Genomic DNA, 15,302 nt, shown 5'->3' with positions numbered 1-15,302 from the left:
TGTTGCGGCGTTAGAGACAGATAATCGGCGCTACAAGCAGGCCAGAGTCGCCGCGTCGATCGCGCTCGCGGCGCCCTGCAGGGCATAGCCGTCGACGAACGGCACGCCGCCGGTATCGACGCTCTCCACGCTCAGCGCCCGGCCGTCGCGCATCGCGGCGACGATCGCCGAGTCGGTTCGGGCATCGGGGGCCCAGGCATCGTGTCGGCTAGAGGTGAGTTCGAAGCGCCGCTCGCCCGCGACCAGCATCACCCGCGCATGGTCCGCCCGCGCACGGCTGAGCCGGACATAGAGCTGGTGCCGCACCCCGCGCCCCGGCCAGCTCGCGATGCTGAGATAGGCCTCGCCGCGCCGCGCCAGGTCGGTCGGTCGCGCCACCGCGAAGCAGCGGGTCGGCGCGGTGTCGCGGAAGGCGCCCCAGCGCTCGAAGATGCCGATGGTCGCGCGCGGGCCCGCCAGCGCGAGCAGCGCCAGCGCCAGGATCATGCCGGTGCCGCGCCGCGCCCGGTGCCGAGATGCACCACCGTCTCCACCCCACCCTCGATCCGGACGATCGAGCCCTGCGGCAGGTCGGGCGCGACGGGCGCATCGAACTGCGGCAGCACGTCGCGGCCCGTCATCACCCCGCGCAGGATGCGGCTCGACATGCCGTGCATGATCACCAGCCGGTCGCCGGGATCGGTGTCGGTGTCGGCGAGCCAGCCCGAGACGCGCTCGGTGATCGCGTCATACCATTCGCCGCCCTCGGGCGGACGGCTATAGAGGCCGTGCTCGCGATCGAGGAACGTCCCCACCTCGCGCTCCAGATCGGCATAATAGCGCCCGCTCCAGCTCCCCATGCCGATCTCGACCAGCCGGTCGTCGGTGCGCGTCTGGTGCCAGTCGAGCTCGAGATGCTCGGCGATGATCGCCAGCGTCTGCAGCGCGCGGCCGGCGCTCGACGCCCACAAGGTCAGCTTGGGCTTCGGCCCCAGCAGTTCGCGCAGTGCCGCGCCCATCGCATCGGCCTGGGCAAAGCCGGCGCGGGTCAGCGGGGTGTGGGGATGGTCGCCCTGCATCCGCCGGGCGATGTTGAACACGGTCTCGCCGTGCCGCGCGATGAAGTCGCGGCCTTTCCGGGTGCTGGCCATGGGCCATGTCTTTCGGGCGAAACCCCGGGAAACGCAATGCCCCGTTTTGGCCCTGATTCGTTCATGCGGGCGACAGGGCGCGACGTGCATCCGTCACCTCGCTCGCAGAGCACGCCGGGAGCGAATGGGAGGAAGAAGGCCGCGGCCCCCGCGTTGGGCCGCCCCTTTCCCCTCGATACCGAGCGTCCGGCCGAGGCCCGCAAGGGCTTGCGGCCGTAGCCAGGCTGCACCCTGTTGGTGCGGCTTCAGTGAGGAGTAACGTTATGCGTACCAAGCTTTCCATCGCCATTCTGGCAGCCACCACCGCCTTCGCTACGCCTGCCTTCGCGCAGACGCAGGACCAGAGCTTTGCCGGATCGCACGCCGAAGTGATCGCCGGCTGGGACCGCGTGAACGACAAGTCGTCCTATGACGCGTCCAAGGACGGCGTCACCTATGGCGGCAATATCGGGTATGACATCCAGCGCGGCGGCACCGTGTTCGGCGTCGAGGGCGAAGTGACGGGCTCGACGATCAGCGACCGAAGCAACGACGTGCTCAACGCCGGCGACCGCCTGCGCGTCAAGGCGGGCCGCGACCTGTATGTCGGCGGCCGCCTCGGCTTCGTGGCCAACCCGCGCACGCTGATCTACGCCAAGGCCGGCTATACCAACGCCCAGTTCATCACCGACTATGATTCGCCCGCGACCACGCCGGCGCTGTCCTTCCGCCAGCGCGACAATTACGATGGCTGGCGCCTGGGTGCGGGTGCCGAGTTCAAAGTGACCGACAAGGTCTTCGCCAAGGCGGAATATCGCTATTCCAACTATGGCTCGCAGACCAATGGCGTCGATCCCGAGCGTCACCAGATCGTCACGGGGCTGGGCGTCCGCTTCTGATCGCCGAAAAGGCAGTCCGAGCGCGGAAAAAGAGGGTCGGGGCAGCTTGCTCCGGCCCTTTTTCGCGTTAAGGGTACGTCATGGCGCATTGCCACCGGCCGGGTCATGCCGGGTAGGAAGCAGGGCGACGGCCCGGGGGTTTGAGGTACATGAAGGCGACGATCGAACGCGCAACTCTGTTGAGGGGCCTGAGCCACGTCCAGTCCGTGGTCGAGCGGCGCAACACGATTCCGATCCTGTCCAACGTGCTGATCGATGCGCAGCTGGGCGGCACGATCCGGCTGATGGCGACCGATCTCGATCTGCAGATCGACGAGACGATCCCGGCGGCGGTCGACCAGGTCGGCGCGACGACCGTGTCGGCGCACACGCTGTTCGACATCGTCCGCAAGCTGCCCGAGGGTTCGCAGGTGGTGCTCACCGCGGCCGAGGGCAAGCTGACGGTGGTCGCCGGCCGCGCCCGCTTCCAGCTCGGCACGCTGCCGCGCGACGATTTCCCGATGATCGCCGAGGGCGAGCTGCCGACCACGTTCGAGCTGCCCGCCGAGACGCTCAAGCAGATCATCGACAAGACCCGTTTCGCGATCTCCACCGAGGAGACTCGCTATTATCTGAACGGCATCTTCTTCCACGTGACCGACGATGCCACCCGCATGCTGCGCGCGGCGGCTACCGACGGCCACCGGCTGGCGCGCGTGACGGTGGCGTGCCCGGACGGGGCCGATGCGATGCCGGGCGTGATCGTGCCGCGCAAGTGCGTGGCAGAGCTGCGCAAGCTGCTCGACGAAGTCGACGGTTCGGTGGGCGTGTCGCTCTCGCCCTCGAAGATCCGCTTCGACCTGGGCCAGGCGATCCTCACCTCGAAGCTGATCGACGGCACCTTCCCCGATTACAGCCGGGTGATCCCTACCGCGAACGACAAGCTGCTCAAGCTCGATCCGAAGAGCCTGATGCAGGGCGTCGACCGCGTCTCGACCATCGCGACCGAGAAGACCCGCGCGGTGAAGATGGCGCTGGAGCGCGACAAGGTCGTGCTGTCGGTGACCAGCCCCGAGAACGGCGTCGCGGCCGAGGAAGTCCCCGGCGAATATGCCGCTATGGGTTTCGAGATCGGGTTCAACAGCCGTTACCTGATGGACATTCTCGGCCAGATCGAAGGTGATCTCGTCGAAGTGCATCTGGCGGACGCTGCTGCACCGACACTGATCCGCGAGAATGATTCGTCGCCCGCGCTCTACGTATTGATGCCGATGCGGGTCTGATCCCGCAGCGGTTTTCTTGACACTACAGCGGCTTGTCGATGGTTGACGGTCGCTTTCCGGCGTACCCCGCGCTTTCCCCGGCTATGTCGGCCGTTTCTTTGCGACCATAGGCAGGGCCAAGCCCCGAGGGTCGCACTTTACGGGACTGGGCCGGACGGCGGATCCCCCTGGATCCGTCGTCCGCCTCGAAGGTTCGGGCCGGCGCGTTGAAACGGCGCGGCATCTCTGCTATTAACAGTCATGTCAGTTAGAGGGATCGGACTGCATGGCGACCAAGGCTCCGCAACCGTTGCTCAACCCCGGCGTGCCGCTCAAGCGCGAATGGGGCACCGCCTTGACGGCGCTGCGCAAGCTGCTCGCCAATGGCGACGATACCGAACAGGTCTTCAAGATCATGCGCGCGCTGAACGGCGACGTCAGCCAGCGCAATTACCGCAAGCTGCTGACCATGCCCGGCGGCGGCAAGCTCGCCTATCGCCGGCTGGAGCTGTCGCAGCGGCTCTCCGATCGCAGCTGGATCGACAGCTTCGCCCCCGGCACCTTCGGTGCGGCGTACCGCGACTTCCTCGATTCGACCGGCTATTCGGCCGACGGGCTGGTCCAGGTCAGCATGGTCGAGGGCGGGTTCCAGGGCATCGAGGTCGAGCATCCCTATGCCTGGATGGGCCGCCGCGAGCGCGACATCCACGATCTCTGGCACGTGCTGACCGGCTACAAGGCCGACGAGCATCTCGGTGAACTCTGCCTGGTCGCCTTCTCCTATGCGCAAACCGGCGGCACCGGCTGGGGCTTCATCGCGATCGGCGGTGCGCTCAAGAGCATCCGCACCACCGGAAAGCTCGATTGCGTGAAGGCGATTTGGGAAGGCTATCGCCGCGGCAAGCGTGCCGGCTGGCTCCATGCCGAGGATTACGAGAAGCTGCTCGAGGAACCGCTGGCGGCGGCGCGGGCGCGGCTCGGTATCGGCGAGCCGGCCCGGTACCGCGTCGCCCAGGCGCGGCTGGCCGAGGCGGGGATCGGCGCGCTGTAAGCAAAAAGAAAGGGCGCCCGGTGAGAACCGGACGCCCTTTTTCGGTTCGGTACGGCGTTACTTGGCGGCCGGAGTCGCTTCCGGAGCGGCAGGGGCGGGTGCAGTCGCCGCGCCCGGAGCCGGTGCAGCGCCGGCCTTGTCGCCGGCAGCCTTGGCGGCTTCGAGCGCCTTGTTCGCCTGGTCCTCGATGCGCTTGCGGAGCGCGGCGCGGTCGAGCACCGTCGGCAGCGCGAACTCGTTGGCGGGGATCGTGCCCGGCTTGACGCTCTGCAGCGTCAGCGCGTCGCCGAGGCGCAGCACCGCGCCCTTGGCGATCACGTCTTCCAGCACCTTCTCGGCCTTGGGCACGCTGGTGAACACGGTCGCCATGCGCGCGCCGGTCAGCTTGGTCTGCATGCTGATCGCCGTCGCGATATTCTTCAGGCGGCTGTCGTCGCTGACGACGATACGGATCGAATCGCCCTGCGGGTTGCCCTTGGGCTGGACGCTCCAGATCGTGCCCTTCTGGTCGCCGACCTTCTCCTCGCCGACTTGGACGGCTTCATAGTCCGGGTCCTGCGGCAGCGCCTGGGCCTTCATGCCCTTCGCCTTGGCGATGTCCTGCGTCGCGCCGACGAAATCGGCGAAGCTGGCGGCGAACTTGTCGTTGCCGTCGGTGATCACGACGTAATCGGTGCCGCCCTTGTGGATCAGCGTCTGCGGACCGGCTTCCACCTTGGCGTCGCCATTTGCGGCGGCCTTGACGGTGATCGTGCCGCGGCCGCCGGCGGCGGCGTAGGTGGCGGTCACGTCCTCGGGTGCCTTGGTGCAGGCCGCGACCAGCGCGAGCGCGGCAATCGTAACAGTCTTGCGGATCATGTGTTTCTATCCCTTCGCCCTGATCTATCGGCCAAGCGGTGTTCGTGGGCAAGGTGCTGCGCTACAGCCCCTTTCATGGCCGTCAAGCGTCTCCTGCTCACCGACTTCCGCAACCATGAAGATGCCCTGCTGACCCCGGGGGCGGACTTTGTCGTGCTGAGCGGCGAGAATGGCGCGGGCAAGACCAATATCCTCGAGGCGGTATCGCTGCTCGCCCCCGGCCGGGGCTTGCGCGGCGCCCCCTTGAGCGAGATGGCGCGGCAGGGCGGAGCAGGGGGCTTCGGCATCGCCGCGACGCTGGACGAAGCCGAGATCGGCACCGGCACGCGTGCCGATGCGCCCGAGCGGCGGATCGTTCGCGTCAACAGCGCCGCTGCCGCCGCCACCAGCCTCGCGCAATGGCTGGTGGTGTTGTGGCTTACCCCGGCGATGGACCGGCTGTTTCTCGAAGCGCCGGGGGACCGCCGCCGCTTCCTCGACCGGCTGACGCTGGCGCTCAACCCCCGCCACGCGCACGAGGCGACCCGCTACGAAGCCGCGATGCGCGAGCGCAACCGGCTGCTCTCGGATGAGCTGCCCCCCGACCCTGCCTGGCTCGACGCGCTGGAGGCGCGGATGGCTGAGCATGGCGCTGCGATCGATGCGGCCCGGCGCGATGCCGTTGCTGCGCTCGGTGCCCGGCTCGCCAACCAGCCTCCGGGCCCCTTCGCGCGCGCTGGCCTCGCGCTGGAGGGGTGGCAGGGCGATGCGCCCGCACTCGCCGCAGCGCTGCGCGAGGGCCGCCGCCGCGACGCCGCGGCGGGGCGCACCCTCACCGGCCCGCATCGCGCGGATCTCCAGGTGACGCATCTCGACAAGGGCCAGCCCGCGCATCTCTGCTCGACCGGCGAGCAGAAGGCGCTGCTGCTGGGCATCGTCCTCGCCCATGCCGAACTGGTGGCCGACCGGGTCGGCACGCCGCCGATCCTGCTGCTCGACGAGGTCGCCGCGCATCTCGATCCGGGCCGCCGCGCGGCGTTGTTCGAGCGGCTGGCAGGGCGCGGCCAGGTTTGGATGACCGGTACCGAACCCGCGCTGTTCGAAGCGGTCCCCGTCACCGCCACCCGCTATCGGGTCGCTGATGGCAGGCTGGAGCCTGCGTGATTCGCGGCGTCTCCACAGACGCTTGCGCGTTCCCTACATAGGGTCCGTGCCCGCCGATCTCCCCGCACCTCTGGCCGACTGGTTCACCGCGCGCGGATGGGCGCCGCGGCGGCACCAGCGTGACATGCTGGCGGCTGCGCGGGCAGGCAGTCATGCGCTGCTCGTCGCGCCCACGGGTGCGGGCAAGACGCTGTCGGGTTTCCTCCCCACGCTCGCCGAGCTGATCGAGGCGCCGGCGGAGGGGCTGCACACGCTCTACATCTCGCCGCTCAAGGCGCTGGCGGTGGACGTGCAGCGCAACCTGCTCACCCCGATCGAGCAGATGGGGCTGGCGATCCGCGTCGAGACGCGCACCGGCGACACGCCGCACGAGAAGAAGGTCCGCCAGCGCGCCCGCCCGCCCCAGGTGCTGATGACCACGCCCGAATCGCTCAGCCTGCTGCTCTCCTACGAGGACAGCCTGACGATGTTCGCCGGGCTGAAGACGGTGGTGATCGACGAGATCCACGCCTTCGCCACCGGCAAGCGCGGCGACCTGCTGGCGCTGGCGCTCGCCCGGCTGGAGCGGCTGGCGCCGGGCTTCCGCCGCGTCGGGCTCTCGGCCACCGTCGCCGATCCGGACGGCTATCGCGCCTGGCTGGCGCCTTACGGCGACATCGATGCGGTGACGCTGGTGGAGGGCGAGAAGGGTGCCGACCCTGACATCGCGATCCTGTTGCCCGAAGGTCGTGTGCCCTGGGCCGGGCACTCGGGCATCTATGCCATCCCGCAGGTGATGGCCGAGATCGAGACGCACAAGACGACCATCGTGTTCTGCAACACCCGCGGGCTGGCCGAACTCGTCTTCCAGCAATTGTGGAAGGTCAACGATTTCAAGCTGCCGATCGGAGTCCACCATGGCAGCCTTAGCCTGGAGGCGCGGCAAAAGGCCGAGCAGGCGATGGCGGACGGACGGCTGCGCGCGCTGGTCGCCACCGCCAGCCTCGACCTCGGGGTAGACTGGGGCGATGTCGACTGCGTGATCCAGATGGGCGCGCCCAAGGGTTCGTCGCGGCTGCTCCAGCGGATCGGCCGCGCCAATCACCGGCTGGACGAGGCCAGCGAGGCGGTGCTGATCCCCGGCAACCGCTTCGAGTATCTGGAAGCGCGCGCCGCGCTCGACGCGGTCGAGGCAGGGGAGCTCGACCCCGATATCTTCCGTCCCGGCGCGCTCGACGTGCTGGCCCAGCATGTGATGGGCTGCGCCTGCGCGGAACCCTTTTTCGCCGCTAACATGCTGCAGGAAGTGCGTGCAGCATTGCCCTATTCCGCGCTGACCGAGGAGGTGTTCGACCGCGTCCTCAATTTCATCGCCGATGGCGGCTACTCTTTACGCGCCTATGACAAGTTCAAGCGGCTAACCCAGGGCAAGGACGGCACCTGGCGGGTGACCCAGCCCAATTTCATCGCGCAGCATCGATTGAACGCAGGCATCATTGTCGAATCGCCGATGCTCGAGGTGCGGTTCAAGAACGGCAAGCGGCTGGGCAAGGTGGAGGAGGGCTTCGCGGCCTCGCTCTCGCCTGGGGACACCTTCTTCTTCGGCGGCCTGGCGCTGGAAGTGGAGCGGGTGGAGGCGACCGACCTGATCGTCCGCGCCACCGCCAAGCAGGCGCGGGTGCCGAGCTATATGGGCGCCCGGCTGGCGATCACCTCGAATCTCGCCGATCGCGTGCGGCGCTTCCTGTTCGATCGCAGCCAATGGGCACGCTTTCCCGCGGATGTGCGCGAATGGCTGGAGACGCAGGACCGCCGCTCGACGCTGCCTGCGCCCGGCCAGCTGCTGGTCGAGACCTTCCCGCACGAGGGCCGCCACCACTGTGTCATCTACAGTTTCGAGGGCTGGAACGCGCACCAGTCGCTCGGCATGCTGGTCACGCGGCGGATGGAGGCGATGGGGCTCAAGCCGCTGGGCTTCGTCGCCAACGATTATGCGCTGGCGGTCTATGGGCTGGAGAAGATCCTCGATCCGCGCCCGCTGTTCTCGCCCGACATCCTCGAGCACGAGTTCGTCGACTGGGTGCAGGGCTCGGCGCTGCTCAAGCGCGCCTTCCGCGAAGTGGCGATCATCGGCGGCCTGGTCGAGCGCCAGCATCCCGGCAAGAAGAAGACTGGGCGGCAGGTCACTTTCTCGACCGACCTGATCTACGATGTGCTCCGCAAGTACGAGCCCGATCACCTGCTGCTCCGCGCCGCGTGGGAAGACGCGCGCGCCAAGATGACCGATGTCGGCCGTCTCGCCCGCCTGCTCGACGAGGCAGGCGACCGGATGCTGCACGTCGATCTGGAGCGCGTGAGCCCATTGGCCGTCCCGGTGCTGATCATGATAGGCCGCGAGTCGGTGGCCCAGGGGACGACCGAAGACGCGCTGCTCGAAGAGGCCGAGGCGATTGCGGCAGAGGCGATGCGGCTCGACTGATCCCGTTCTTTTGCGGGATTGCTGCGCAGCATGGACAGGCGTATTTTCGCGCTATGTTCGGAGTCTCGTCCTCGCTGGTCTTGTGGGCTTTGCCGCTTGGGCTGCTGTCGAGCGGGCCGCTGGCAGTGCGCAGCGATCCGGAAACGGCCCCCGCCGCCGGCCAGCCCGACGCAATCCAGCTGGCACTTGGCGAGACCAGCGCCCGGCTGACCGTGCCCGTCGCGATCACCCGGCAGGGCCCCTATAATTTCATCATCGATACCGGCGCCGAGCGCACCGTCGTTTCGCGCGAGTTGGCCGGACGGCTGGGCCTGGCAGCGGGAGGCCCGGTCCACGTCACGTCGATGAGCGGTCGCAGCCTCGCGGCGACCGTCATCGTGCCCGATCTCCGTATCGAATCGATCGGTACGCCCCATGCGATTGTCGCGCCAGCATTCGAAGCGGCCAATATTGGCGCGGCCGGACTGCTCGGTATCGATACGCTGCGCGATCATCAGGTGACGATAGACTTCGACACCGCCACCATGGCGGTCCGACCCAGCGAGAAACGCAAGCGGGGCGAACGTCATGGGCCCGACGAGATCGTCGTCTCCGCCAAAGATCGGTTCGGCCAGCTGATCGTCACCGATGCCTATTACGGCAACGTACGGGTGCAGGTGGTACTCGATACCGGATCGCAGGTTACGATGGGCAACGACGCGCTCCGTCGGAAGGTCGGCCGCAATGTCGGGCTGCTGCAGGCGATCGAGCTGACCAGTGTCGATGGCGGCAAGACGCAGGCCCAATATGGTCATGTACCGTCGATGCGGGTGAGCAACGTCGCGTTCGATACGCTGCCGGTCGCTTTTGCGGAGGCGGCGCCGTTCGAGCGCTTTGGGCTCACCAAGCGCCCGGCCATCATGCTCGGCATGGACGCGATGCGCAGCTTCCGCCGGGTGGAAATCGATTTCCCCAATCGGCAGGTGCGTTTCTTCATGCCGCGCGGGTATCGCGAACGCCGACCCGATTTCTCGCGGCCATTGCTCCCGGCATCGCTCGGAACCGCCGGACGCGATTGACTTTACCGGCCGGGTCTGATTGGCCTGACCATATGACCACGCTTTCGCGCGCGACGCTCGCCGGGCTTCCTGCCGGCATCCTCCGCCCCGGCCACGACCTGGCCGCGATCCGCACCGGGATCGTCCATTTCGGGCCCGGCGCCTTCCACCGCGCCCACCAGGCGGCGTTTATCGACAAGGTGCTGGACAGCGATCCGCGCTGGGGCATCGCCGCGGTGTCGCTGCGCAGCGGGACGACGACGGATGCGCTCAAGGCGCAGGACGGGCTCTACACGCTGGCGGTGATCGACCGCGAGCCCTCGACGCGCATCATCGCCGCGCATTCGGATGCGATCGGCCCGGGCGAGGGCGCCCGCCTTCGCACGCTGCTCGCCAGCCCCGAGGTGCGGATCGCCACCAGCACGGTGACCGAGAAGGGCTATTGCCTGGGCGGCGACGGCACGCTCGACATGAATCACCCCGACATCGTCCATGATCGCGCGCGTCCGGAGGATCCGGCGAGCGTGATCGGCTGGATCGTCACCGGCCTGGCCGATCGCCGCGCGGCGGGCGTGGCGCCCTTCGCGATGCTCTGCTGTGACAACATGACGGGCAATGGCGGCAAGCTCCGCGCTGCCTGCGTGGCCCTCGCCGGCGAATGGGATGCGGGTCTCGCCGACTGGATCGCGGCGGAAGTGGCGTTTCCGGATTCGATGGTCGATTCGATCACCCCGGCGAGCGACGCGCCGTTCCTCGCCAAGGTGGAGGACGACCTCGGCGTCGAGGACAAGGCAGCGGTGCAGCGCGAATCCTTCACCCAGTGGGTGCTGCAGCGCTTCGACATGACCGACGGACCCGATCTTAACGCGGCGGGCGTCACGCTGACCAGCGACGTGCGCGGCTATGAACAGGCCAAGCTCCGCATCCTCAACGGCAGCCATTCGAGCCTCGCCTATATCGGCCTGCTGCTGGGCCATGAGACGGTGTTCGAAGCGATGTCGGACGGCGCGCTCGGCGGCTTCGTGACGCAGCTGGCGCATCAGGACATTGCAGCGTCGCTGGGTCCGGTCGATGGGCTGGACGTGCCCGGCTATGTTGATGCGGTGCTCGATCGCTTCCGCAATCCGGCGATCCGGCATCTGCTGGCGCAGATCGCCTGGGACGGCTCGCAGAAGCTGCCCTACCGGTTGCTGGATACGACGGCGGCGGCGCTGGACGCCGGGCGTCCGGTCGAGCGGCTCGCGGTGCCGGTGGCGGCGTGGATCGCGTTCCTGGGCAACAAGGCCAAGGCAGGCGAGACGATCACCGATCCGCTGGCGGACATCCTCGCTGCGGCCGCGACCGACGCGGCGCCGCCAGAGGCGATGCTGGGAATACGACAGGTCTTCCCGGCGCGGCTGGCGGAGGATGCGCGGTACAGCGAGGCGCTCGGCGCTGCGTTCGCGGCGATCCAGTCGGGTAATCTCGGCGAACTGCTGGCGGGCTGAGCAGGCCGACCATCCTCCCCTGCAAGGGGAGGTGGCGCGCGGGGCGCGACGGAGGGGTGTAGCCGCTGGAGGGAAGGTAAGCCGACCTCAGCGGGGACACCCCTCCACCACCGCCTACGGCGGTGGTCCCCCCCCTCCGGGGGAGGATCTTTTCAGGTCACCGCGCCTGTCGCCGGGTATAGAGGTACAGCCCCGCCGTGATCGCCAGGAACAGTGCCGTGCCCCCCGCCAGCGCCACGCCCGCGAAGCCCGGCCCGACCAGCGCGAGCGGGGACTCGCTCCCCGTTTCGTACACGATCCCCGCGTAGAGCACCCCGAACAGACTGTCGCCGACGATCATGCCGGTCGCCATCAGCACGCCCATGCGCTTGACGAACTCGGGGTCGCGCGCGCGTTCGGCGGCGCGGTCGTAGAACCAGCCGATCACGGCGCCGATCACCACAGTCAGCGTTACCCCCATCGGCAGATAGATGCCGAGCCCCACCGCCAGCGGCGGCAGCCGCAGCTTGGACGTCCGCGCGAGCAGCTCGTCCACCAGGATCACGCCGGCGCCGATCAGCGCACCCACGCCGATCATATCCCAGCGCAGATCGCCGCCCAGCACGCCCTTGGCGAGCGAGGAGATCAGCGCCGCCTGCGGGGCGGGGAGCGCATCGGCACTGGCACCTGCCACCCCGGCAAAGCCGAACGAGGCGTTGAGCACGCTCAGCACCGGCGGTATGACCAGGCTGCCGAACACCACGCCGAAGAGCAGCGCCACCTGCTGCTTCCACGGCGTCGCGCCGACCAGCTGGCCGGTCTTGAGGTCCTGGAGATTGTCGTTGGAGATCGTCGCCACGCCGAACACGATGCCGGTGACGATCAGCGCATAGGCGATCAGCGCCTGGGTGGTGCCGGGATCGAGATTGCGGCCGTACAGCCCCACCAGCATCAGCGCGGCGGCGACCACCGAGAGAATGCCGATGCCCGATACCGGGCTGTTCGATGCGCCGATCAGGCCCGCCATATAGCCGCACACCGAGGCGATCACGAGTCCGACCACCAGCACGAACACCAGCGAGCCCGCCACCAGCAGCCCCGCCGAGGCGGAGAGCGGACCGGCCGCCAGCACGCTCCACAACAGCCAGCCGATCGGTAGCAGCATGCCCAGCGTCACGACGGCGACGATGGTGATCGGCAGGTCGCGCTCGCCGATCGGCACGTCTGCACCGCTCCGCGCGGCGGCCGAGGCGGCGAGGGACGAGCGGATGCCGCCGATCACCGGTCCGATGATCTTGAGCAGTGTCCAGATCGCCGCCATGCCGATCGTGCCGGCGCCGAGGAAGCGGACGTCGCTGCGGAACACCGCATTCGCCACCGCCTCGGCCGTGCCGGGCATGCCCGCGTTGAGGATCGGCAGCGCGATCCACCAGCCGATCGCCACGCCGACCAGGATGGCGATGCCGACGGTGAGGCCGATGAGGTGCCCGGCGCCGATCAGCGCGAACTGGAGCCCGCCGATGATGCCGGTCGAGCCCGCGCCCGCCTTGAAGAACACCGCGCCTTCCTCGGCTGCCAGCTTCATCCGCGTGATCAGCGCGAAGCCCGCCGCGGCCACCGCGTTGACCACGATCACCTTAAGCCCGCGCGCGCTTTCCTCGGCGCCTTCGCGGCTGCCGGCGCCGACCTGCAGCACTTCGGCGGCGGCGCGGCCTTCCGGATAGGGCAGGTCGGGCGAATCGACCACCAGCGCCCGGCGCAGCGGCACCGAAAACATCACGCCCAGGATGCCGCCGAACATCGTGATTGCGGCGGTCTCTACGTAGGGGAAGCCGTTCCACCAGCCGATCATCACCAGCCCCGGCAGGACGAAGATGATCGCCGCCAGCGTCCCCGCCGCGCTGGCGACGGTCTGGACGATGTTGTTCTCGAGGATCGTCGAGCCGGGGAAGAAGCGCAGGATCGCCATCGAGATCACCGCGGCGGGGATCGAGGTGGCGAAGGTCAGGCCGATCTTCAGGCCGAGATAGACATTGGCGGCGGTGAACAGCAACGTGATCGCGCCGCCGAGCAGCACGCCGCGCAGCGTGAGTTCAAGCGGCGCGCGGGCAGGGGCAGTGGCCATGCGCTAGAAGCTCCGAAAGGGGGGTGGGGGCGATCAAGCCCCGAACAAAAACTGCCGTCATTCCCGCGAAGGCGGGAATCCATTCGCCGTGCCGGTCGTGGAAAGAACCGACAGATCGGTGCCAATGGATCCCCGCCTTCGCGGGGATGACGCCGGGTAGAGGAGAGCGCGTGCACAGCCACCGGTGCTGCGGCGCTTGGTCGCAGTCTCTCCGGATCAGCATGGGCGCCCTCCCCGTCGCATGGACGGCACCGTGGCACCGGCGGGCGCCAAAAGACAGGCTTTTCCCGCCGATCAGCCGCGGAACAGCCCACCCAGGACGCCGCGGACCACCTGGCCCAGCATGCCGCCGCCGCCCTTGGTGCCGAACACCGCCTTGCTCACCTCGTTGGCCACCGCGCGCCCTGCCGCCGACGATGCCGAGCGGGTGGCAGAGCGGATCGCGCGGTTGACCGGGTTGTTCGCCGCCTCGCGTTCGGCAGCGATGCGGGCGCGTTCCTCTTCCTTGGCACGGCGCGCATCTTCCTTGGCCTGCGCCGCGGCGGCCTTCTCCGCAACGTCTCGGGTCTGGGCTTCGGCGGCGGCGGCGCTGGCCTCTGCGCGCTTTGCGGCGAGCAGCTCTTCGGCAGACTCCCGGTCGATCGCAGTGTCGTATTTGGCGCCGACCGCGTCGGTTTCGACCAGGACCTTGCGTTCGTCCGCCGCGAGCGGGCCGACGCGCGAGGCGGGCGGGCGGATCAGCGTGCGCGATACCGGTGCCGGCGATCCATCGGCCTGAAGCAGCGAAACCAGCGCCTCGCCCACCGCCAGCTCGGTGATCGCGGTCGCCACGTCGAGCCCGGGGCTTGCCCGGAAGGTCTCGGCGGCGGCACGGATCGCCTTCTGGTCGCGCGGGGTGAAGGCGCGCAGCGCATGCTGAATGCGATTGCCGAGCTGGGCGGCGACATCCTCGGGGATGTCGATCGGGTTCTGGGTGACGAAATACACGCCGACGCCCTTCGACCGGATCAGCCGCACCACCTGCTCGATCTTCTCCAGCAGCGCCTTGGGGGCGTCGTCGAACAGCAGATGCGCCTCGTCGAAGAAGAAGACGAGCACCGGTTTGTCGGGATCGCCGATCTCGGGAAGCGTCTCGAACAGTTCGGAAAGCAGCCAGAGCAGGAAGCTGGCATAGAGCCGCGGGCTCGCCATCAGCTTGTCGGCGGCGAGGATGTTGATCACGCCGCGGCCGCTATCGTCGTGCGCCAGGAAATCCTGCATGCTCAGCGCAGGCTCGCCGAAGAAATGACTCCCGCCCTGGGAGCGCAGCTGGAGCAGCTGACGCTGGATGGCGCCGACACTCTGCTTCGAGACATTGCCGTACGTCGTCGAAAGCTCGTCGGCACGCTCGGCGCAGTGGGCGAGCATCGCCTGCAGGTCGTCGAGGTCGAGCAGCAGCAGCCCCTCGGCATCGGCGACGTGGAAGGCGATGGTCAGCACGCCTTCCTGCACCTCGTTGAGGTCCATCAGCCGCGCGAGCAGCAGCGGCCCCATCTCCGAGACGGTGGCGCGGATCGGGTGGCCCTGCTCCCCGAACAGGTCCCAGAGCTGCACCGGCATCGCCTGGTATTTCCAGTCGCTATCGCCAATCTGCTGCGCGCGCGCGGCGAAGGCGGCGTGCGCCTTGGCGAGCGGCGACCCGGCCATGCCGAGTCCGCCCAGATCGCCCTTCACATCGGCGACGAACACCGGGACCCCGGCGGCGGAGAAGCCCTCGGCGAGGCCCTGCAGGGTCACCGTCTTGCCCGTACCGGTCGCGCCCGCGATCAGCCCGTGGCGATTGGCGCGGCGCAGGTTCAGCTCGATCCGCGCGTCACCGGCTGCACCAACGAAAAGGCCCGTCTCTTCCGCCATTTCCTGCTCCTTCGCGGACAGG

The 15,302-nt window shown here is 68.5% G+C and carries 12 protein-coding genes; 7 read left to right on the top strand and 5 right to left on the bottom strand.

Going from position 1 to position 15,302, the window contains the following annotated elements; all coding sequences use genetic code 11:
• Nucleotides 1–30: 30 nt before the first annotated feature.
• Both RT655_RS10080 and RT655_RS10075 read right to left on the bottom strand, forming a co-directional pair.
• Nucleotides 31–486 (bottom strand): hypothetical protein, encoded by a 456-nt coding sequence (locus RT655_RS10080; RefSeq protein WP_313536493.1) that lies wholly within the window; start codon nucleotides 484–486, stop codon nucleotides 31–33.
• On the bottom strand, nucleotides 483–1,130 hold the full coding sequence (locus tag RT655_RS10075; protein WP_313536492.1) for a histidine phosphatase family protein: 648 nt from the start codon (nucleotides 1,128–1,130) through the stop codon (nucleotides 483–485). The genes RT655_RS10080 and RT655_RS10075 overlap by 4 nt, the downstream gene beginning before the upstream one ends.
• A 263-nt stretch (nucleotides 1,131–1,393) precedes the next feature.
• Between RT655_RS10075 and RT655_RS10070 the strand changes: the two genes are divergently transcribed.
• From RT655_RS10070 to RT655_RS10060, 3 genes are all read left to right on the top strand, one after another.
• Nucleotides 1,394–2,008, top strand: coding sequence for a porin family protein (locus RT655_RS10070; RefSeq protein ID WP_313536491.1), 615 nt, complete (start codon nucleotides 1,394–1,396; stop codon nucleotides 2,006–2,008).
• Nucleotides 2,009–2,157: 149 nt separating this feature from the next.
• Entirely contained in the window at nucleotides 2,158–3,270 is a 1,113-nt protein-coding gene (gene dnaN, locus RT655_RS10065; RefSeq protein WP_313536490.1) for a DNA polymerase III subunit beta, read from the top strand.
• A gap of 265 nt (nucleotides 3,271–3,535) precedes the next feature.
• The gene (locus RT655_RS10060; RefSeq protein WP_313536489.1) at nucleotides 3,536–4,300 is read left to right on the top strand and encodes a Coq4 family protein; all 765 of its coding nucleotides are present in this window, start codon (nucleotides 3,536–3,538) and stop codon (nucleotides 4,298–4,300) included.
• A 57-nt stretch (nucleotides 4,301–4,357) separates the two neighbouring features.
• On the opposite strand, the gene RT655_RS10055 is transcribed toward RT655_RS10060, so the two are convergent.
• Nucleotides 4,358–5,158 (bottom strand): hypothetical protein, encoded by an 801-nt coding sequence (locus RT655_RS10055; protein ID WP_313536488.1) that lies wholly within the window; start codon nucleotides 5,156–5,158, stop codon nucleotides 4,358–4,360.
• A gap of 75 nt (nucleotides 5,159–5,233) precedes the next feature.
• Here RT655_RS10055 and recF point away from each other — a divergent pair, with 75 nt between their 5' ends.
• The 4 genes from recF to RT655_RS10035 are packed head-to-tail and all read left to right on the top strand — an operon-like array spanning nucleotide 5,234 to nucleotide 11,283.
• Nucleotides 5,234–6,301: a DNA replication/repair protein RecF gene (gene recF, locus RT655_RS10050; protein WP_313536487.1), complete on the top strand. Its 1,068-nt coding sequence runs from the start codon at nucleotides 5,234–5,236 to the stop codon at nucleotides 6,299–6,301.
• Nucleotides 6,302–6,347: 46 nt separating this feature from the next.
• Nucleotides 6,348–8,759 carry a ligase-associated DNA damage response DEXH box helicase gene (locus RT655_RS10045; RefSeq protein WP_313536486.1) on the top strand — a complete coding sequence of 804 codons (2,412 nt, stop codon included), beginning with the start codon at nucleotides 6,348–6,350 and terminating at the stop codon, nucleotides 8,757–8,759.
• 53 nt (nucleotides 8,760–8,812) lie between these two features.
• Nucleotides 8,813–9,817 (top strand): aspartyl protease family protein, encoded by a 1,005-nt coding sequence (locus tag RT655_RS10040; RefSeq protein ID WP_313536485.1) that lies wholly within the window; start codon nucleotides 8,813–8,815, stop codon nucleotides 9,815–9,817.
• A gap of 32 nt (nucleotides 9,818–9,849) precedes the next feature.
• Nucleotides 9,850–11,283 (top strand): mannitol dehydrogenase family protein, encoded by a 1,434-nt coding sequence (locus RT655_RS10035; protein WP_313536484.1) that lies wholly within the window; start codon nucleotides 9,850–9,852, stop codon nucleotides 11,281–11,283.
• Between the two features lie 157 nt (nucleotides 11,284–11,440).
• Here RT655_RS10035 and RT655_RS10030 read toward each other — a convergent pair whose 3' ends face one another.
• Entirely contained in the window at nucleotides 11,441–13,387 is a 1,947-nt protein-coding gene (locus tag RT655_RS10030; protein ID WP_313536483.1) for an OPT family oligopeptide transporter, read from the bottom strand.
• Nucleotides 13,388–13,681: 294 nt separating this feature from the next.
• Nucleotides 13,682–15,280: a helicase HerA-like domain-containing protein gene (locus RT655_RS10025; RefSeq protein WP_313536482.1), complete on the bottom strand. Its 1,599-nt coding sequence runs from the start codon at nucleotides 15,278–15,280 to the stop codon at nucleotides 13,682–13,684.
• Nucleotides 15,281–15,302: the final 22 nt, after the last annotated feature.

Origin of the sequence: Sphingomonas sp. (assembly GCF_032114135.1) — a bacterium.
Lineage (GTDB): Bacteria > Pseudomonadota > Alphaproteobacteria > Sphingomonadales > Sphingomonadaceae > Sphingomonas.
This window is presented reverse-complemented; position numbering and strand designations above follow the sequence as displayed.

Bases quoted from the DNA above. Each gene is read 5' to 3' on its own strand.
- RT655_RS10055 (WP_313536488.1), bottom strand. From the start codon at position 5,158: ATGATCCGCAAGACTGTTACGATTGCCGCGCTCGCGCTGGTCGCGGCC.
- recF (WP_313536487.1), top strand. From the start codon at position 5,234: ATGGCCGTCAAGCGTCTCCTGCTCACCGACTTCCGCAACCATGAAGAT.
- RT655_RS10075 (WP_313536492.1), bottom strand. From the start codon at position 1,130: ATGGCCAGCACCCGGAAAGGCCGCGACTTCATCGCGCGGCACGGCGAG.
- RT655_RS10060 (WP_313536489.1), top strand. From the start codon at position 3,536: ATGGCGACCAAGGCTCCGCAACCGTTGCTCAACCCCGGCGTGCCGCTC.
- dnaN (WP_313536490.1), top strand. From the start codon at position 2,158: ATGAAGGCGACGATCGAACGCGCAACTCTGTTGAGGGGCCTGAGCCAC.
- RT655_RS10035 (WP_313536484.1), top strand. From the start codon at position 9,850: ATGACCACGCTTTCGCGCGCGACGCTCGCCGGGCTTCCTGCCGGCATC.
- RT655_RS10070 (WP_313536491.1), top strand. From the start codon at position 1,394: ATGCGTACCAAGCTTTCCATCGCCATTCTGGCAGCCACCACCGCCTTC.
- RT655_RS10080 (WP_313536493.1), bottom strand. From the start codon at position 486: ATGATCCTGGCGCTGGCGCTGCTCGCGCTGGCGGGCCCGCGCGCGACC.
- RT655_RS10030 (WP_313536483.1), bottom strand. From the start codon at position 13,387: ATGGCCACTGCCCCTGCCCGCGCGCCGCTTGAACTCACGCTGCGCGGC.
- RT655_RS10025 (WP_313536482.1), bottom strand. From the start codon at position 15,280: ATGGCGGAAGAGACGGGCCTTTTCGTTGGTGCAGCCGGTGACGCGCGG.
- RT655_RS10040 (WP_313536485.1), top strand. From the start codon at position 8,813: ATGTTCGGAGTCTCGTCCTCGCTGGTCTTGTGGGCTTTGCCGCTTGGG.